The sequence below is a fragment of the Lysobacter sp. GCM10012299 genome, assembly GCF_042649405.1.
GTDB lineage: Bacteria > Pseudomonadota > Gammaproteobacteria > Xanthomonadales > Xanthomonadaceae > Lysobacter_J.
Genome location: NZ_JBHRZC010000002.1, coordinates 556,875 through 574,474 on the forward strand (window position 1 = coordinate 556,875; position 17,600 = coordinate 574,474).

General features: G+C 68.2%; 17 protein-coding genes. 3 read left to right on the forward strand and 14 right to left on the reverse strand.

The window, feature by feature from the left end:
* Positions 1-68 precede the first annotated feature (68 nt).
* Positions 69-1,955 carry an MFS transporter gene (locus tag ACFOPO_RS06830; RefSeq protein WP_386702222.1) on the reverse strand — a complete coding sequence of 629 codons (1,887 nt, stop codon included), beginning with the start codon at positions 1,953-1,955 and terminating at the stop codon, positions 69-71.
* A 242-nt stretch (positions 1,956-2,197) separates the two neighbouring features.
* On the opposite strand from ACFOPO_RS06830, the gene ACFOPO_RS06835 reads away from it, so the two are divergent.
* Entirely contained in the window at positions 2,198-2,470 is a 273-nt protein-coding gene (locus ACFOPO_RS06835; protein WP_386702224.1) for a hypothetical protein, read from the forward strand.
* Between the two features lie 16 nt (positions 2,471-2,486).
* Here the strand turns inward: ACFOPO_RS06835 and purD are convergent, their stop codons facing one another.
* The 8 genes from purD to prmA form a co-directional block, all read right to left on the reverse strand.
* Positions 2,487-3,788, reverse strand: a complete 1,302-nt coding sequence (purD, locus tag ACFOPO_RS06840; RefSeq protein WP_386702226.1) for a phosphoribosylamine--glycine ligase — start codon at positions 3,786-3,788, stop codon at positions 2,487-2,489.
* A gap of 125 nt (positions 3,789-3,913) precedes the next feature.
* Positions 3,914-4,411 carry a GNAT family N-acetyltransferase gene (locus ACFOPO_RS06845; RefSeq protein ID WP_386702228.1) on the reverse strand — a complete coding sequence of 166 codons (498 nt, stop codon included), beginning with the start codon at positions 4,409-4,411 and terminating at the stop codon, positions 3,914-3,916.
* A 35-nt stretch (positions 4,412-4,446) separates the two neighbouring features.
* Positions 4,447-6,030 (reverse strand): bifunctional phosphoribosylaminoimidazolecarboxamide formyltransferase/IMP cyclohydrolase, encoded by a 1,584-nt coding sequence (purH, locus tag ACFOPO_RS06850; RefSeq protein WP_386702230.1) that lies wholly within the window; start codon positions 6,028-6,030, stop codon positions 4,447-4,449.
* Positions 6,031-6,118: 88 nt separating this feature from the next.
* Positions 6,119-6,763 carry a hypothetical protein gene (locus ACFOPO_RS06855; RefSeq protein WP_386702232.1) on the reverse strand — a complete coding sequence of 215 codons (645 nt, stop codon included), beginning with the start codon at positions 6,761-6,763 and terminating at the stop codon, positions 6,119-6,121.
* Between the two features lie 23 nt (positions 6,764-6,786).
* On the reverse strand, positions 6,787-7,995 hold the full coding sequence (locus ACFOPO_RS06860) for a serine protease (protein WP_386702234.1): 1,209 nt from the start codon (positions 7,993-7,995) through the stop codon (positions 6,787-6,789).
* A 70-nt stretch (positions 7,996-8,065) separates the two neighbouring features.
* Positions 8,066-8,338: a DNA-binding transcriptional regulator Fis gene (fis, locus tag ACFOPO_RS06865; RefSeq protein ID WP_386702236.1), complete on the reverse strand. Its 273-nt coding sequence runs from the start codon at positions 8,336-8,338 to the stop codon at positions 8,066-8,068.
* Positions 8,339-8,495: 157 nt separating this feature from the next.
* A complete protein-coding gene (locus ACFOPO_RS06870) occupies positions 8,496-9,392 on the reverse strand; it encodes a DUF3426 domain-containing protein (protein ID WP_386702238.1) in 897 nt (298 codons plus the stop codon).
* A 112-nt stretch (positions 9,393-9,504) separates the two neighbouring features.
* Positions 9,505-10,425, reverse strand: coding sequence for a 50S ribosomal protein L11 methyltransferase (prmA, locus tag ACFOPO_RS06875; RefSeq protein WP_386702240.1), 921 nt, complete (start codon positions 10,423-10,425; stop codon positions 9,505-9,507).
* 198 nt (positions 10,426-10,623) lie between these two features.
* Between prmA and ACFOPO_RS06880 the strand changes: the two genes are divergently transcribed.
* On the forward strand, positions 10,624-11,634 hold the full coding sequence (locus tag ACFOPO_RS06880; protein WP_386702242.1) for a hypothetical protein: 1,011 nt from the start codon (positions 10,624-10,626) through the stop codon (positions 11,632-11,634).
* A complete protein-coding gene (locus ACFOPO_RS06885; protein ID WP_386702244.1) occupies positions 11,631-12,050 on the forward strand; it encodes a hypothetical protein in 420 nt (139 codons plus the stop codon). Before ACFOPO_RS06880 ends, ACFOPO_RS06885 begins: the two co-directional genes overlap by 4 nt.
* 63 nt (positions 12,051-12,113) lie before the next feature.
* Here the strand turns inward: ACFOPO_RS06885 and accC are convergent, their stop codons facing one another.
* The 5 genes from accC to dsbD form a co-directional block, all read right to left on the reverse strand.
* A complete protein-coding gene (gene accC, locus ACFOPO_RS06890; RefSeq protein ID WP_386702246.1) occupies positions 12,114-13,481 on the reverse strand; it encodes an acetyl-CoA carboxylase biotin carboxylase subunit in 1,368 nt (455 codons plus the stop codon).
* 8 nt (positions 13,482-13,489) lie between these two features.
* Positions 13,490-13,960 (reverse strand): acetyl-CoA carboxylase biotin carboxyl carrier protein, encoded by a 471-nt coding sequence (gene accB / locus ACFOPO_RS06895; protein ID WP_386702248.1) that lies wholly within the window; start codon positions 13,958-13,960, stop codon positions 13,490-13,492.
* 66 nt (positions 13,961-14,026) lie between these two features.
* A complete protein-coding gene (gene aroQ, locus ACFOPO_RS06900; protein WP_386702250.1) occupies positions 14,027-14,464 on the reverse strand; it encodes a type II 3-dehydroquinate dehydratase in 438 nt (145 codons plus the stop codon).
* Between the two features lie 132 nt (positions 14,465-14,596).
* Positions 14,597-15,214, reverse strand: a complete 618-nt coding sequence (locus ACFOPO_RS06905) for a TlpA family protein disulfide reductase (RefSeq protein WP_386702252.1) — start codon at positions 15,212-15,214, stop codon at positions 14,597-14,599.
* Positions 15,214-17,595, reverse strand: a complete 2,382-nt coding sequence (gene dsbD, locus ACFOPO_RS06910) for a protein-disulfide reductase DsbD (RefSeq protein ID WP_386702254.1) — start codon at positions 17,593-17,595, stop codon at positions 15,214-15,216. Before dsbD ends, ACFOPO_RS06905 begins: the two co-directional genes overlap by 1 nt.
* Between the last annotated feature and the right edge of the window lie 5 nt (positions 17,596-17,600).

A 17,600-nucleotide genomic window follows, 5' to 3' on the forward strand; every position in this document is an offset into this window, starting at 1 on the left:
GAGGATTGCTCGGGGCCGATGCTAGGCAGTCGCCTGTCGTTGTGGCGTGGTGACGCCCTGCGCGCGCCTCAGGCCGCGTCGCCGCGCAGCTCGCGCACCTTCGCTTCCAGCGTCGCCGCGTCGGCCACGGCACCGTCGATGGGCGCCTCGGCAATCACCTCGACCGTCGCACGCAGGCGTCGCGGCACCCGCATCCGGCCCAGGCGGTCGTCGCGCCGGCTCCACATGCTGGTCCACATGTTGCGCAGCGCCATCGGCACGACCGGCACGTTGCGCCGCTCGAGGATGCGCTCGACGCCCGACTTGAACGGCGCGATCGCGCCGTCGCGGCTCAGCCCGCCCTCGGGGAAGATGCCGACCAGCTCGCCCTCGGCCAGCGCCGCATCGATCTCGTCGAACGCGCGCTGCATCAGTGCAGGGTCTTCCTTTGCACCGGCGATCGGGATGGCCTTGGCGGTGCGGAAGATCCAGCTCATCACCGGGATGTTGAAGATCCTGTAATACATGACGAAGCGCACCGGCCGCGGAATGCTCGCGGCCAGGATCAGCGCGTCCATGTAGCTGACGTGGTTGCATACGATCAGTGCCGCGCCCTCGTCGGGGACGTGCTTTTCCACGCCGTGCACGCGCAACCGGTACAGGCCGCGCACCAGCACCCAGCTGAGGAAGCGCATCAGGAACTCGGGCACGATCGTGAATATGTAGATCGCCACCACCACGTTCGCGATCGCCAGCGCCAGGAACACCTGCGGGATCGACCAGCCCAGGAAGCGCTGCACGGCGATGCCCAGGCCCGCGGCCAGCACGATGAAGGCGGCGTTCTGGATGTTCATGCCAGCAATGACGCGCGAAACCTCGTTGCGCGGCGTGCGGCTCTGGATCAGCGCGAACAGGGGCACGACGAAGAAACCCGCGAACAGTCCGATGCCGACCAGGTCGATGGCGATGCGCCAGCTGCCCGGCTGCGCGATGAAGGCGGCGACCGTGGCCACCTGCGCCGGCGCCGCGCCGCTGCGGGCGAAGTAAAGATCGATCATGAAGGCGCTGATGCCGAATGCACCCAGCGGCACCAGGCCGATCTCGACCGTGCGGCCAGACAACTTCTCGCACAGGATCGAACCGACGCCGGTGCCGATCGAGAACAGCGCCAGCGCGAAGATGTAGAGCGTTCCGCTGCCGCCGAGGTTGACCTCGGCGTAGGTCGGCAGCTGCGAGGTCAGCACCGTGCCGACGAACCAGAACCACGACACGCCGAGGATGGCGTTGCGCACCGCCGGCTGCTTCCTGGACAGTCGCAGGATCGCGACCGATTCGGGGATCGGGTTCCAGTGGATCTTCAGGTCCGGCGCACCGGGCTCGGCACGGGGGATCGCGCGACTGACCAGGTTGCCGGCCACCGCCAGCAGGATGATCGAACTCGCCGCGACGATGGGCCCGTGCGCTCCGGCGACGGTGAAGATCAGGCCGCCGAAGATCATGCCGGCCAGTATCGAGATCGACGTGCCCATCTCGACCAGGCCATTGCCGCCGGTGAGTTCCTCCGGCTTCAGCACCGACGGCAGGATCGAATACTTCACCGGGCCGAACAGCGTCGACTGCAGGCCGGTGCAGAACAGTGCGACCAGCAGCACGACCATGTTCTGGGTCAGGAAGCCGACCGCCGCGAGCGACATGATCACGATTTCCATCGAGGTCGTGATGCGGATCAGTCGCGACTTCTCCAGCTTCTCGGCGATCTGCCCGGCCGTGGCCGAGAACAGGAAGTAGGGAAGGATGAACAGTGCCGGCGCGATGTTGGTGTAGAGCGTGCGCTGTTCGGGGCTGATGCCCAGGTAGAACAGCAGGCCGATGATGGCCTGGCGGTAGACGTTGTCGTTGAAGGCGCCAAACGCCTGCGTGGCGAAGAACGGCAGGAAACGGCGCTGCCGCAGCAGCTCGAACTGGTTGTGCGCCATGCGCTGGGAAGGCCCGGATGCGATTTGCGCGAGACTAGCAGAGCCTCCCTCTCCCTGGCGCTTCGCGCCTGTCCCTCTCCCACAAGGGGAGAGGGTAGCGCCGGGCATCGATTTTTCCTTCTCCCCTTGTGGGAGAGGGGCAGGCCGCGCAGCGGCCAGGGAGAGGGGCCGCCCGCCGTTCCGCTCCCAGCCAGCTTCCCCCGCCTACCCTGCGCATCGACACCCTTGCAGAAGGAGGCGTCATGACCGCTGACACCAAGACCCCGCTCGAGCATGTCAACGACACCGTGCTGCAGCTCAAGGAGATGCGCCATTACTCCAAGAACAACGTCGAGCTGCTGACGACGCAGTGGTTGCTGTTCGACGGTGAGCTGTCGAAGCTCAAGAAGGCGCAGGCCATCGAAGACCTGATGTCGCGCCAGGCCGAGTTCCACGATGCGCTGGAAGCGGCGATCACCGACCTGGAAGAGGTCGCGGTGAGCCTGCAGCCGCCTCCGGAAGAGGCGGTCGGATGAGGGCTCTGTAGCGAGGTCAAGCCGGTTCGAGATCGGCCGTTTCGCGCTCGATCGCGCGCCAGCCGATGTCGTGGCGGTGGAACTCGCCGTGCCAGGAGATGCCGGCGATCTCGGCGTAGGCGCGGCGCTGCGCATCGAGCACGGTGTCGCCCAGTGCGCACACGCACAGCACGCGGCCACCGGAGGTGACGACATGCTCGCCTTCGATCTTCGTGCCGGCGTGGAAGACCTTGGTGTCGTCCAGGTCGGGCGTGTCCCAGGCGCCGATCACGTCGCCGACGCGCGGCGTGCCCGGATAGCCTTCGGCCGCCATCACCACACCCAGCGACGGGCGCGGGTCCCACTTCGCCGTGACTTCGTGCAGGCGCTCGTCGATCGCCGCTTCGACCAGGTCGAGCAGGTCCGACTCCAGGCGCAGCATGATCGGCTGCGTCTCCGGATCGCCGAAGCGCACGTTGAACTCAATCACCTTCGGTGCGCCCGACTTGTCGATCATCAGGCCGGCGTAGAGGAAGCCGGTGAACGGCACGCCGTCAGTGGCCATGCCGCGCACGGTCGGCTCGACCACCTCGCGCATGATGCGTGCGTGCACTTCCGGCGTGACCACCGGTGCCGGTGAATACGCACCCATGCCGCCGGTGTTGGGGCCGGTGTCGCGGTCGCCGACGCGCTTGTGGTCCTGGCTGGTCGCCATCGGCAACGCGGTGGTGCCGTCGACCATGGAAATGAAACTGGCTTCCTCGCCGTCGAGGAATTCCTCGATCACCACGCGTGCGCCAGCGGCGCCGAAGGCGTAGTCCGAGAGCATGTCGGTGATGGCGGCCTCGGCCTCGGCCAGGGTCATCGCGACGATCACGCCCTTGCCGGCAGCGAGGCCGTCGGCCTTGATGACGATGGGTGCGCCTTTCTCCTGGATGTAATCAAGGGCTGCATCGGCCTCGGTGAACACGGCGTAGTGCGCGGTCGGGATGCCGTGGCGGGCAAGGAAGTGCTTGGCATAGGCCTTGCTGCCTTCCAGCTGCGCCGCCTGCGCGCTCGGTCCGAAGATGCGCTTGCCGGCGGCGCGGAAGTGGTCGACCACGCCGGCCACCAGCGGGCCTTCCGGGCCGACCACGGTCACGGCCACGCCTTCGTTGTCGACCAGGGCGAGCAGGCCGTCGATATCGTTGGCGGCCACCTCGACGTTGCGGCACTTCAGCTCGGTCGCGGTGCCGGCATTGCCCGGCGCGACCAGCACTTCGTCGATGCGCGGCGACTGCGCCAGTTTCCACGCCAGCGCGTGTTCGCGACCACCGGAACCGATTACGAGGACTTTCATGCGTGCTCCTGGTGTGCCGCGGCGCGGGACTGCGGATTTTACGGGACGGATGAGGTCCTGTAATGGATCAGAACGTTGTAGTCGCCCGCAATCGGCCTGATCGGGCCCTGGCCTTGCTGGCACCCCTAGGGCGCGGTGAAGCTCGCGTGGTACGTGACTTCGCCTGTCGCCACGCCATCACCGAAGGCCAGCGCCTGGAAGTACTCCGCCGGCACATCGCCGAAGCGCAACCCTGGCACGTTGCGGAATCCGAAGCGCTGGTAATACGCCGGTTCGCCCAGCACGACGCAGCCCAGCGCGCCGCGTTCGGCGAGTTCGCTCAGGCCGGCGCGGATGAGCGCGCCGCCGACGCCGTTGCGCTGGTCGCGAGGCGCCACCGACACCGGGCCGAGGCCGTACCAGCGCTCGGTGCCGTCGCCGACGCGCACGGGCGAGAACGCCACGTGGCCGGCGACGCGTCCGTCGATGTCGGCCACCAGCGACAGGCTGAGGGCGCCGTCGGCGCGCAGCGCGTCGACGATGCGCTGTTCAGTCCGGCCGGAGCCGGGCTGGTCGGCGAACGCCGCTGCGATCACCTGGCCGATGGCCGCGTGGTCGGCCAGGGTTTCGGTTCGTATCCACATGGCCCGAGTCTGCCGCAGCGGCGGTTACGACAAGGTCAGTGGCGGAAGTGGCGCACGCCGGTGAAGACCATCGCGATGCCGTGCTCATCGGCGGCAGCGATGACCTCGCCGTCGCGCATCGAGCCACCGGGCTGGATCACGGCCTTGATGCCGGCCGCGGCCGCCGCATCGATGCCATCGCGGAACGGGAAGAAGGCATCCGACGCCATCACTGAACCCGGCACGACCAGCCCGGCTTCCTCGGCCTTGACCGCGGCGATCTTCGCGCTGACCACGCGGCTCATCTGGCCGGCGCCGATGCCGATGCTGCGATGGTCCTTCGCGTAGACAATCGCGTTGGACTTGACGAACTTGGCGATGCGCCAGGCGAACAGCAGGTCATCGAACTGCGCCGCGGTCGGCACCAGCTTGCTGACGACCTTGAGCTCGTCGCGGGTGACTTCGCGGATGTCGCTGGTCTGCATCAGCAGGCCCGAACCGACGCGCTTGATGTCGAAGTTGTTGCGGCCTTCGCCATGCGGGATGCGCAGCACGCGCACGTTGGCCTTCTTGCGGGCGTAGTCGAGCGCGCCGTCCTCGTAGTCCGGCGCGATCAGCACTTCGACGAACTGGCGGTCGAGGATGGCCTTGGCCGTGGCCGCATCGAGCGTGCGGTTGAAGGCGATGATGCCGCCGAACGCCGAGGTCGGATCGGTCGCGTAGGCCAGCTCGTAGGCATCGCCGCAGGCGACACCCTGGGCCACGCCGCAGGGATTGGCGTGCTTGACGATCACGCAGGCCGGCTGCTCGAACTGGCGCACGCATTCCCACGCGGCGTCGGCATCGGCGAGGTTGTTGAAGCTCAGCTCCTTGCCCTGCAGCTGGGTGAACGTGGCGAGCGTGCCCGGCACCGGGTACAGGTCGCGGTAGAACGCGCCGTGCTGGTGCGGATTCTCGCCGTAGCGCAGGTCCATGACCTTGACGAAGTTGCTGTTCTGCTGCGCCGGGAACAGCGCTCGGCTGCCATCGGCCTGCAGCGCCGACAGATAGTCGCTGATGCAGGCATCGTACTGGGCGACGCGGTTGAACGCGGCCACCGAGAGCGCGAAGCGCGTGGACGCGGCGAGCGCGCCGTCGTTGCCCTGCAGTTCGCTGATGATGCCGGCGTACTGCGCCGGATCGGTGGCGACGGCGACGCGGGCGAAGTTCTTCGCGGCCGAGCGCAACATTGCCGGACCGCCGATGTCGATGTTCTCGACGATGTCTTCCATGCTGCTGGCCGGATCGGCCGAGACCTTCTCGAACGGATACAGGTTCAGCACCAGCAGGTCGATCGCGCCGATGCCGTGCTGCGCCATCACCGCGTCATCGACGCCGGCGCGGCCAAGCAGGCCGCCGTGCACCAGCGGGTGCAGGGTCTTGACCCGGCCGTCCATCATTTCCGGGAAGCCGGTGACGTCGGAGACATCCTTGACCGCCAGCCCCGCGTCGCGAATGGCCTTGGCGGTGCCGCCAGTCGATAACAGCTCGACGCCGTGGGCGGCCAGCGCCCGGGCAAGTTCAATCAGGCCGGTCTTGTCGGACACGGAAATCAGCGCGCGGCGAAGTTTCACCGGCGAGGCAGCGGCATCGATGCTCATGGGGGGCTTTGGAGGCGGAAAACCCCGGAATTATACGCTGGCCCCCCGGCGGCGCCGGCCGGTCCGCCGGGGCGCCGCTCCGGCAGGCCTATTTCGACGCGCCCGCGACGGCCTTGACCGCTGTGGGGGCGAAGTAGAAGTCGATCTCGTCGCGAACCGCCAGCATGGCCGGATCGTTCGGCAACTTGGCGGCCACTTCCACGGCCGTGGTCTTCAGCCATTCCAGGCCTGCCTTGCCGAGCCCGTCATCGCCCTGGGTGCCCATCGTCCACAGGTTCTGCGCGCGCGTGGCGGTGCGCTCGAAGTTGTACGTGGTCACGGTCTTGCCGTTGAGCAGGACCTCGTAGCGGATCACGAGGCGGTCGTTGGTGACGACCGGAATGATGCCCAGCGTGCCACCCGACAGCACCGCGCTGAGCAGGCCCGTGGCGGTGCCCGCGGCGGTCGGGCGCACGGTGTGCGTCACGATCAGCGACAACGGGCTGCCGGCCAGTTCCTTGTCGAGCGCCGCCAGCGCCGGATCGGCCTTGAGCACGGTGAACACTTCATCGCCGGCGAGCGAGCTGAGGAACTTCATCGGCGGCAAGGTCGCCACCTTCTGCGCGGTTGGCGCGGGGATTGCGGCCGCGACGGGCACCGCCTTCGCCGGCGTCACCGCAACGGGCGGGACAACCGCGGGCGCCGTTTCGGCGGCCAGCGCGTGCAAGGGCAGCAACAGGGCTACAGCGAGCATCGACTCCCGGATCATGGCGCGCCTCACTGGTAGCAGTTCAATTGGACGGTGTTGCCCAGCGCGGCCTTGTTGGCCACCTGCATGCTTCCCGCGCCGACTGGCTTCACCGACGTGAAGGGCACTTTCTCGCGTTGCAGGAACATCGCCACGTATCGCGCGTCGAGGGCGAAGTTGACGTTTTGCGGGATCTGCCCGGTCTGGGCCAGTGAAGCGGCGTTGAGCGTGCTTACTGCCATGCCGAGCAGTTCGCCGTTGTCGGACACGATCGGCCCGCCGCTGTTGCCGGGCTGGATCGGCGCGGAGAACTGGAACATGCCCAGCGAACCGCGCAGGCCCTTGCTTGCGCTGATGTTGCCGCGGGTGACGTTGGGCGAATCCCCGAGCAGGCCCTGCAACGGATAGCCGACGCTGGTGACCGATTCGCCCAGCACGATTTCGTTGCCCTGGCGCAGGGCGATGGCGCCGGCATGGGGCTTGCCGGAGTCGAGCACGGCGACATCGAGCAGGTCGCTGAAGGCCCTCGCCTTGACCGGGAATGTCTCGCCGTCCTGGTGCGCTTCGATCAGCGTGCAGTCGCGCGACACGTGGGCGGCAGTCAACAACTGGCCGCTGCCGTTGACGAAGAAGGCGGTGCCAGTGCGGACGGGCTTTTCGCGGTCGACCAGCGGCGCCAGGTCGATCGCGGCGACCGAGCCGGTGGCCGGCATGCGCACCGGATCGGGATTGACCCGGCGCTGGATATCACTCATGACCTGCCCGATCGCCACCGCGGAGGCATCGCTGGCAGTGGCATTGAGGTTGCCGCGCAACGGCACGAGCTGGTCGCTGGTGCCGTTGATCAACTTCTTGCCGTCGGCGCCGTAGACGTCGTACTTGACCGTGAGGCGGATCTTCGCGCCTTCACGCTTCCATTCCGGATCCAGGTCGGCCAGCAGCGCGTAGCGCGCGTCACCGGTGGATGGCACGACGTGCAGGCTGGGGAAGTAGCGCTTGCCCACGTCGCTCAGCGCATCGGCAAACGCCTTGCCCGGCTCGACCCACATGTTCGAGGCCGCCACGTAGCTCCTGGCAGTCAGCAGGCTGGGTGGCACGTAGACGGCGATTTCCGTGGCATTGGCCACGATCGGGGCCGCGCGCGGCGTGGCCGAATGGGCCGGTGCCAGCGCAATGAACGAAGCAACGAGCACCAGCGCGGGCATCACCCGCGCAGGCGTGGACACGACAGCTCGCATTAGGACAGCCTCCCCAGACTGTTGCGCGCCAGCGGCGCGCTGCCCCGTTGAGTCTAGCCGATCGGCAGGCTCAGTCGAGACCGTACTCGCGCAGCTTCTTGCGCAGCGTGGCACGGTGGATGCCGAGCATGGATGCGGCGCGGCTCTGGTTGCCGTCGCAGTGCTGCAGCACTTCGACGAAGAGCGGGATCTCGAGTTCGCGCAGGGCGATCTCGTAGAGGTTTTCGGTCTCGCTGCCGTCCAGGTCGCCGAGGAAACGGCGGATCGACGTCGCGACATGATCGCGCAACGGTACGCGCGGTGCGCTACGTGCGGAGTCGGTGCGGTCGGCGGCTGCGTTCAACGTGGATCCCCAGGTATTTCGATGCGACTGTTGCTTCTTGTGAAGCGTGTACGGGTGAGGCTTGTACGGATTGCCGGTGCCGGTCCGCACTTGGACGGCGACGGGAAGCGGAGTCTAGCGCGGGCCCGTCGCAGCGGACAATGTGATGGCCTGCACTTCATCGGAAGTCGAAGGTAAACGCGACGATACGCGGCGCCGGCTCGATGACGTCCAGCGTCACGGTCGCGCTCTGCCCGGGCAGCAACACGTCGGTGGCCTTCTGGTCGGGACGGTACTCGCCAGGGGTGAACGCGCGCTGTCCGGCCAACCGGCCGTCGACGTCGGACAAACCAAGCAACAGGGTCGGCCAAGGCTGCGGCCAGTGCGCGTCATTGCGGAAACTCGCTTCGACGGCAAGCACGCCTGCGCTGCCGGGCTTGGCCCGCACGTTTCGCTGGATCATCGTGAACGCCGCCGGCTCGTGCCAGGGCGGCAGCTCGCAACGGGCGAGCGTGCAAAGCGCTGAAACATACGGGCGCCAGCGTGCATCGGCGGCAAGCTCGCGGCGTTGCGCCAGCATCAGTTGCAGGACAAGCAGCACGACCAGTCCGGCCAACGCCGCGTACCAGCGCCAGTGCAGGCGTGCGTTGGCTGCGGCCGCATGGCGGCTGGCGAAGCTCGGTTCGCCCTGGCGGCGCGGGCGCGTGCCGCGACGTTGCCGGCGCGCTGCGGCCGGTCGGATCGCCGCGGCTTCGATGGCCTGTTCAAAGGTCTGCGCCGTGTCGGGCGCTGTCGCGGTGTCTGCGGCCAGGGCGTCTGCCGGTGCTGCGGCAGTCGCGGTGTCCACGGGCAGTTCCGCTGCCGAGGGTGCTTCTGCTTCCACTGCGTCCACTTCCGCGCCGGCCACCGCTGTCGATGGCACTGCGTCGGCGGCGACGACGGTGTCGGCCATGTCCGCATCGACCATGTCCGGTGCCTGCACCAGGCCTTCGCATCGCGGACAACGCTGCGCTGCGCGATCGCGTGCGGCGATCAGCGCAACCAGGAATCCGCAATGAGGGCACGGGACGAACATGGCGTGAGTCGAGTTGAAGCCGAAGGTGATGACGGTGGCGCGGCACGGCGGAGCCCTGCCGAATCCAGTTGTCGTGGTGAATCCCCGCCGCTATTCAAGCACGTCACCGCGGTCAGCGGCGACGTACGCCTGTGACGCGCATCCAGTCTTCAAGCCGTTGCGCCTGCAACGATTCAAAGTCGGCGGCATAGCGCGCCATCACCTCGTCCTCCTGTCCGGCGAGGATGCCCGACATGGCGATCCGGCCGCCGGGTGCGACCCGCGCCGCCAGGGTGTCGGCCAGGGCGACCAGGGCCGAGGCGAGGATATTGGCCACGACCACTGGATAGGTCGCGACCGGTTCCTCATCGGGCATGAAGGCCTGCAACTGGGCGCCGACGCCGTTGCGTTCGGCGTTGTCCGCGGTCGCGAGCAGGGCCTGGGGGTCGTTGTCGACGCCGATGGCCTCGGCCGCGCCGAGCTTGAGCGCGGCCAGGGCGAGGATGCCCGAGCCGCAGCCGAAATCGAGGACGCGGGTGCCGGCCAGCGCGCCTTCGCTGGCGAGCTGGTCCAGCCACTGCAGGCACAGCGCCGTGGTCGGGTGCGTGCCGGAGCCGAAGGCCAGGCCGGGATCGAGCCGGACCACGGCGGCGTCGGCCGCGTCCGCGCCGGGCGGGAGCGCGTGGTTCCACGGCACGATCCAGGTGCGCGCGCCGAACTGCAGCGGTTCGTACTGGTCCATCCAGGCGCGTTCCCAGTCCTGGTCGTCGACGTCGCGGAACGTGGCGTGCGTCCAGTCCAGTCCCTCGTCGGCGGCGGACAGCGCGTATAGCAACAGCTCCCGCGGCGTGCCGCCCTCGAACAGGGCGGTCAATGTCAGCTCGTGCCACAGCGGTGTCTCGCCGACCCCGGGCTCGAAGATCGCCTGTTCGTCGGGGGCATCGGCATGGGCGTCGGCCAGGGTGACCGCCAGCGCGCCGACGTTCTCCAGGGCGCGCTCGTAGCGCGGCTGCTGGACTTCGGAACAGGGCAGGGTGAGCTCGAGGTACGGCATGGGCGGCGGGCGCGATCGGCTGCGCATGTGGAAGGGGGGCGGCCATGTTGCGGGGTGGGGCCGGCGCCGTAAAGCCGGACCGCCCGGTCGCCCGGACCGTCCGCCGGGTCGGATCGGGCCGGCCCGTTCAGTCAGACCGCACCGTGTGAGGGAGACGTCATGCCCTAGAATGGCGGCCTTGTTAGCCGAACCGGCCGCATGCCGAAGTCCAACACATTGCAGACAGGATTCAGGGCGCGTCCCCACGCGGGGCCGGGCACGCGTGCGCGTGTGTCGGTCGCGGTGGTGGCGGTCTCCATCCTGTTGGTGGGCCTGTTGGTGGCCGGCGCCGCATGGGTTCGTGGCGGTCGCTCCGCTGCTGTCGCAGACGACACGTTGCAGCTGGGTCCGGTGGACGCGGTGGTCGCAGAGCCGTCGGTCGGCAGTGACGTGGCGCCTTCGCAGGCGATCTCGGTTGCGCCCGTGGCCACGCACGCGCCGCGCATCCGCGTCGACTTCGAGCGCAGCGACGACCTGTTCGCCTACATGCAGTCGCTCGCACCGGCGGTGCGCGATGGCGACGCCGACGCGATGTGGATGGTCAGCCGCGTCTACGATTACTGCTCCGGGTACGCGATGGCGCCCACTGCATTCGCGCGCGACACCCAGGTCATCCGCGACATGGCCATGCGCGGCTCGCCGGCGATGGTGGCGGCGCGTGAGCGAATCAGCCGGCGTTGCGCGCGCTTCGTGCCGCAGGACGATCTGTCGCCGCGCATGATCGTGGCCAAGCGCGTCGAAGCCGCCGAGGCCGGCAGCCTGGCCGCGGAAGCGTCGCTCATGGCGTCGGGCAAGCCGGTCAAGGAAGGCGAGGCGTATGTGCGCGACCTCGTCGAACGCGTCAGGGAATCGAAGGATCCCGACGCCTACAACGCGCTGTCGCCGGAAATGGGCATCAATTCCAGCGGACGCGTCGCGTTGGCTGACGAGGTATCAGGCACCCAGTTCTCCGAACTGGCGTGGCAACTGGCGGCATGCCGGCTCGGGCTCGATTGCGGGCCGCAGAGTTCGCTGATGACGTCCTACTGCGCCAATGGCGGGATCTGCTCGACGGATCCGACGCTGGATTTCCCGAGTTTCGTATACGACGCCGCGATTCCGCGCCAGGGCGTCGATGTGGTCAATGCAATGGTCGACTCGCTGCTGAGCGAGAAGAGGGCAGGAAGATGAAGAAGCTTCGATTCGGCGACAAGGCGCGCCGTTATTTCTGGGTGCTGTTGTTCGCGACCTATTCGGTGTCGGCGGCCGGCGTGATGATCGACGTGCTCGGCGACGAGTACCGGCATCTTTCCCAGGTGGCGGTGACGACGGTGGATTCCGACAAGGAAGTGCGCATGTCGGGCGCATCCCAGGTGGCGGCGGTCTATCGCGCCAGCAGCGGTGCACCGTTCTCGACCTTGCCGGCGGGCAGCACCTTCAAGGTGGTCTGGCCCGACGGTTCCAGCGAGTACGTGATGATCGTCAATCCGGCGTCCGGCACCGGCGTCGATCCGATCCCGGGCAGCCAGCAGAAGGCGCCGGCGCAGGCGGGCGACGTCCCGGCGGGCGCCTCGGCGGATGCCTCGCCGACGGTCGGCGCGCGCTGATCCTGCTTCAACAAAAAACGGCGCCTCGCGGCGCCGTTTTCCGTTCCGACAGGACACCGCCGATCACACGATCGACAGCGCCTTTTCCTTCTGTTCCTTCAGGCGCTTTTCCAGGTAGTGGATGTTCATTCCACCCTGCTGGAAGCCGGCATCGGACATGATCCGCTGCTGCAGCGGCACGTTGGTCTTGATGCCGTCGACGACCATCTCGCTCAACGCCACGCGCATGCGCGCGATCGCGGTCTCGCGATCCGGGCCGTGCACGATCAGCTTGCCAATCATCGAGTCGTAGTTCGGCGGCACGCGATAGCCCTCGTAGATGTGGCTGTCGACGCGCACGCCCGGGCCGCCCGGGGCATGGAAGTGCTGGATCAGGCCGGGGAACGGCATGAACGTCTCCGGATCCTCGGCGTTGATGCGGCACTCGATCGCATGGCCTTCCAGCACCACGTCGCTCTGCTTGATGGCGAGCTTGTGGCCGGCCGCGATGTTGAGCTGCTCGCGCACCAGGTCGATGCCGGTGACCATCTCGGTGACCGGGTGCTCCACCTGGATGCGGGTGTTCATCTCGATGAAGTAGAAGCGGCCGTTCTCGTACAGGAACTCGAACGTGCCGGCGCCGCGGTAGCCGATGCGCAGGCAGGCCTCGACGCAGACCTTGCCGATCTCGGCACGCTGCTCGGGGGTGATGCCCGGTGCCGGCGCTTCCTCGACCACCTTCTGGTGGCGGCGCTGCATCGAGCAGTCGCGCTCGCCCAGGTGGATGGCGTTGCCCTGGCCGTCGGCGAGCACCTGGATCTCCACGTGGCGCGGATTCTCCAGGAACTTCTCCATGTAGACCATGTCGTTGCCGAACGCGGCCTTGGCCTCGGACTTGGTGGTCTGGATGGCCACGGTCAGGTGCGCTTCGGTGTGCACCACGCGCATGCCGCGACCGCCACCGCCACCGGCCGCCTTGACGATGACCGGGTAGCCGATCTCGCGCGCGATCTTGACGTTGGTGGCCGGGTCGTCGCCGAGCGGACCGCCGCTGCCGGGCACGCACGGCACGCCGGCGGCCTTCATCGCGCGAATGGCTTCGACCTTGTCGCCCATCAGGCGGATCGTGTCGGCCTTCGGGCCGATGAAGATGAAGCCCGACTGCTCCACGCGCTCGGCGAAGTCGGCGTTCTCCGACAGGAAGCCGTAACCCGGGTGGATGGCCTGGGCGTCGGTGACCTCGGCGGCAGCAATGATCTGCGCCATGTTGAGGTAGCTGTCGGTCGACGGTGCCGGGCCGATGCAGACCGACTCGTCGGCCATGGCGACGTGCTTGAGGTTGCGGTCGACGGTGGAATGCACCGCGACCGTACGGATGCCCAGCGCGTGGCACGCGCGCAGGATGCGCAGCGCGATCTCACCGCGGTTGGCAATGACGACTTTATCGAGCATGGCTGGTCTCAACCGATGACGAACAGCGGCTGGTCGAACTCGATCGGCTGGCCGTTCTCGACCATCACCTTCAACACGGTGCCGGCGACGTCGGCCTCGATCGGGTTGAACATCTTCATCGCTTCGATGATGCCCAGGGTGTCGCCGGCCTTGACCGCCTGGCCGACGGTGACGAACGCGGGCTTGTCCGGCGACGGCGAGCCGTAGAACGTGCCGACCATCGGCGCGCGCACGACATGGCCCTCGGGCAGTTCGGCCTGCGGCTTGGCGTGGCCGCCGGTGGCGGCTTCGGTCGGGCCGTGCATCGGCATCACCGGCGCATGCGCGGCCGGGGCGGCGTGCATGACCGGCGCGGCCACGGCGACGCCACGCGGCGTGCGGGCGAGGCGGACGGACTCTTCGCCTTCCTTGATTTCGATCTCGGCGAGGTTGGATTCCTCGAGCAGGTCGATGAGTTTCTTGATTTTGCGCAGGTCCATGGTGGGCCTCAGGGTCGTTGATGGTGGCCGTCCCGGGTCAAACGGGGCGGCGGTCTTGAGTGGTGTTCAGGCCAGTCGCTTGAGCGCGGCGTCGAGGGCGTAGCGGTAGCTGTCGGCGCCAAAGCCGCAGACCACGCCGAGGGCAAGGTCGCTGAAGTAACTGGTGTGGCGGAACGGTTCGCGCCGGTGCGGATTGGACAGATGGACTTCGAAGAAGGGGAGCGCCACCGCCGCCAGGGCGTCGCGGATGGCGACGCTGGTGTGGGTGAACGCGGCCGGGTTGATCAGGAGCAGGGCCGTGCCGTCCTCGCGGGCGGCCTGGATGCGGTCGACCAGTACATGCTCGGCGTTGGACTGCAGGCAGTCGTAGACATGACCTGCCGCCTCGGTACGCTGGCGCAGGTCGGAATCGATGTCTGCCAGAGTGGCGTGGCCATACACTTCCGGCTCGCGGGTACCGAGCAGGTTGAGGTTGGGGCCGTGCAGAACCAACAACTTCGCCATGGCGGACCCTTGACGCTCCTTACGGACTGCTCGAAAGACCGGCAGTGTGCGCGATGCCGGCCGGGGTGTCCAGACGTTCGCTACCGTATCGACGAAGTTCTCAGGATTTAAGCAGTTGTTTGAGTGGTCGCTCTAATTTGCGACCCAGTCGTCGATTTCGCCGTGTTCGAACGGCCCGATCTTCTGCTTCAACAGCCGTCCATCGGCCGAAACCAGCACGGTATAGGGCAGGACGCCCTTGCCATTGCCCAGCTGGACGCCGGCATCGCGGGGGCCGGCCTGGTCGAGCAGGATCGGGTAGCCCACCGGAATGCGCTGCAGGAATGCCTGCACCGCGGCGGCGTCATCCAGCGCGATGCCCACCACTTGCGTGCCGTTCGCACCCTGGGTGGCGGCGAAGCGGTCGAGCTCGGGCATTTCCTGGATGCAGGGGCCGCACCAGCTCGCCCACAGGTTGATCAGCATGGGGCGGCCGCGGAAGTCGGCCGGTATCCGCACCGGCTTGCTGTCCAGCCCGGGCAGCTGCAGGGCCGGGATGGCCTGGCCGCGGCGGGCGATCGCCAGCCCGGGCGGCGGTGGCGGGGCGCTGGCATCCATGACCGTCTGCAACGCGCGCTGGCCGACTTCGCTGCGCAGCAGCGGTCCGCCGTTCGACCAGAGCCCGCCGTTGGACCAGAGCCCGGCGAGGACGCCGAGCGTACCGGCGGCCACGGCGACCAGCAGGATCTTGCCGGTGGCGCCCAATGCCATCAGCGGCTGGCCTTGCCGATGCGCGCGACGAACGGGCCCGGTTCCTCGAAGCCGAACAGGCGCAGGTTGCGGCGCTCGCTGCCATCGACGTAATACAGGGTGGCCGGCGGGCCGATGATGCCCAGCTGTTTCATCAAGGCCTGGTCGACATCGTCGTTGGCGGTGACGTCGGCCTTGAGCAGGACGAAACCGGACAGCGCCGCATGCACGGAAGCCTGCGGGAAGGTGTACTTCTCCATTTCCTTGCAGGCCACGCACCAGTCGGCATAGAAGTCGAGCATCACCGGCTTGCCGGCGGCCTTGGCGGCGCCGACTTCACGCTCGAGATCGGCCAGCGACTTGATCTTGCGGAACGGGAGTTCAGCCGCGTGCGCAGCGCTGCCACCGCGCAGACCGGCCAGCGGTTGCAGCGGGTCGCTGCTGCCGGCCATCGCGCCGAGCAGCTGGCCCGCGCCGACCACGCCCAGCAGCAGCGCCGCCGTCCAGCCGAGCACGCGCACGCCGTATCGCTGCGCGGCCTTGATGGCCACCGCGATCGTGGCCGCCGCTGCCAGCAGCAGCACGCCCCACAGCGCCAGCGTCGCCGTGCCGGGCAGGACGCGCGACAGCATCCACACGGCCAGCCCAAGGAAGATGAAACCGAACGCGCGCTGCACCGCGACCATCCACGGTCCACTGGTCGGCAGCCCCTTGCCGGCGGCGACGCCGAAGGCGAGCAACGGCACGCCCATGCCCATCGCCAGCAGGAACAGTGCGGCGCCGCCGAACACCGGGTCCTGGGTCTGGCCGATGTAGAGCACCCCGGCCGCCAGCGGCGGTGCCACGCACGGGCCGACGATCAACGCCGACAGCGCGCCCATCACCGCCACGCCGGTCCAGGAGCCGCCGCGCTGGTGGTCGCTCACGGCGCCCAGCTTGTTGCGCAGGCCGGCCGGCAACTGCATTTCGTACAGACCGAAGCTCGACAGCGCCAACGCCACGAACAACAGCGCGAACGCACCGATCACCCACGGGTTCTGGAAGGCGATCTGCAGGTTGGCACCGACCAGTCCGGCGACGACGCCGGCGATGGTGAACACCAGCGCGCTCGCCAGCACATAGACGAACGACAGCGCGAACGCACGGCGCGCACCCAGGCCCGGGCCATGGCCGGCGATCAGCCCGGACAGGATCGGGATCATCGGCAGCACGCACGGGGTGAACGAGAGCAGCAGGCCGAAGCCGAAGAAGCTCGCCAGCGCCCACCAGCGGTTGGGACCGGCGAGGGAGGCGGCCAGGCGGCTGTCTTCGGCGAGGTCGGTGGGCTTGGAGGCAAACCCATCCCCACCCAACCCTCCCCTTGAAGGGGAGGGCTCAACGGCAGGGGCAACGGAGCTTTGCTCCCTCCCCTTCAAGGGGAGGGCCGGGGAGGGGATGGGTTTCACGTCAGCCGCAGCCACCCCCACCACCCCGGCAGGAAGCGCAACCTCCACCGTCCGCGTCATCGGCGGATAGCAGATGCCATCGGTCTGGCAGCCCTGGAAACCTGCCGTCAGCCGCACCGTGGCCGCATCGGCCTTGCTTCGCGTCAGCGCGACCGGCAATTCGACCTGGTCGAAGTACACGACGACGTTGCCGAAATGCTCGTCGCGATGGGCGACGCCCTGCGGCCAGCGCGGCTTGCCCAGGGCGATGCCGGCTTTCGCCGCCGCGTCATCGAGGCGCAGCGTGGTCTTGTCGCGATACAGGTAATAGCCGCGCGCGGGAGTGAAGCGCAGCAGCAGTGTGTTGCCGTCGCCGGCGATCGCCTCGAAGCCGAAGGCCTGCTCCGGCGGCAACGGCAACGCATCGGTGGCGAGCAGTCCGCCGCCCTGCAACGCACCGCCGCCCGCCGGGCCGAACGCGACCGTGGGTTGTGCTGCGGCAGGCTGTGCTGCTGCAGCGCCCGCGGCGGGCAAGGTGACACTGAGGCTGCGCGTCTGCGGCGGATAGCAGATGCCGGCGTCGGCGCAGCCCTGGTAGCGCACCTTCAGCGTGACCTGCCGCGGCGCGGCGTCTGCCGGCTTGCCTGGCAGCACCGCGGTGAGTGCCTGACGGTAGGTCTCGACGTAACCGAAGAACTCGTCCTCGTGCGCCTTGCCCTTGGGCAACTGCAGCGCCTGCGCGGCGAAGGCGGGATCGGCCTGCACCGAAATGCGGTGCCGGTAGAGGTAGTAGCCGTCGGCGACGTGCCAGCGGATCTCGATGCGGTCGGCAGCGGGCGCTTCGGCGCGCAGCACGAACGCCTCGTCCACCGGCAGCAGGTCGTCGGGATTGATCGCCGCCATCGCAGGGGTGGACAGCAGTGACGCCATGGCCAGGGACAGCAGGATTCTCGGCAGCACGCCGCGCAGTCGGGACATGCTCA

Coding starts and splice junctions, on each gene's coding strand:
- ACFOPO_RS06845 (WP_386702228.1), bottom strand. CDS start 4,411: ATGTGGATACGAACCGAAACCCTGGCCGACCACGCGGCCATCGGCCAG.
- ACFOPO_RS06885 (WP_386702244.1), top strand. CDS start 11,631: ATGAAGAAGCTTCGATTCGGCGACAAGGCGCGCCGTTATTTCTGGGTG.
- purD (WP_386702226.1), bottom strand. CDS start 3,788: ATGAAAGTCCTCGTAATCGGTTCCGGTGGTCGCGAACACGCGCTGGCG.
- prmA (WP_386702240.1), bottom strand. CDS start 10,425: ATGCCGTACCTCGAGCTCACCCTGCCCTGTTCCGAAGTCCAGCAGCCG.
- ACFOPO_RS06880 (WP_386702242.1), top strand. CDS start 10,624: ATGCCGAAGTCCAACACATTGCAGACAGGATTCAGGGCGCGTCCCCAC.
- accB (WP_386702248.1), bottom strand. CDS start 13,960: ATGGACCTGCGCAAAATCAAGAAACTCATCGACCTGCTCGAGGAATCC.
- ACFOPO_RS06860 (WP_386702234.1), bottom strand. CDS start 7,995: ATGCGAGCTGTCGTGTCCACGCCTGCGCGGGTGATGCCCGCGCTGGTG.
- aroQ (WP_386702250.1), bottom strand. CDS start 14,464: ATGGCGAAGTTGTTGGTTCTGCACGGCCCCAACCTCAACCTGCTCGGT.
- purH (WP_386702230.1), bottom strand. CDS start 6,030: ATGAGCATCGATGCCGCTGCCTCGCCGGTGAAACTTCGCCGCGCGCTG.
- accC (WP_386702246.1), bottom strand. CDS start 13,481: ATGCTCGATAAAGTCGTCATTGCCAACCGCGGTGAGATCGCGCTGCGC.
- dsbD (WP_386702254.1), bottom strand. CDS start 17,595: ATGTCCCGACTGCGCGGCGTGCTGCCGAGAATCCTGCTGTCCCTGGCC.
- ACFOPO_RS06870 (WP_386702238.1), bottom strand. CDS start 9,392: ATGTTCGTCCCGTGCCCTCATTGCGGATTCCTGGTTGCGCTGATCGCC.
- ACFOPO_RS06830 (WP_386702222.1), bottom strand. CDS start 1,955: ATGGCGCACAACCAGTTCGAGCTGCTGCGGCAGCGCCGTTTCCTGCCG.
- ACFOPO_RS06835 (WP_386702224.1), top strand. CDS start 2,198: ATGACCGCTGACACCAAGACCCCGCTCGAGCATGTCAACGACACCGTG.
- ACFOPO_RS06905 (WP_386702252.1), bottom strand. CDS start 15,214: ATGGCATTGGGCGCCACCGGCAAGATCCTGCTGGTCGCCGTGGCCGCC.
- ACFOPO_RS06855 (WP_386702232.1), bottom strand. CDS start 6,763: ATGCTCGCTGTAGCCCTGTTGCTGCCCTTGCACGCGCTGGCCGCCGAA.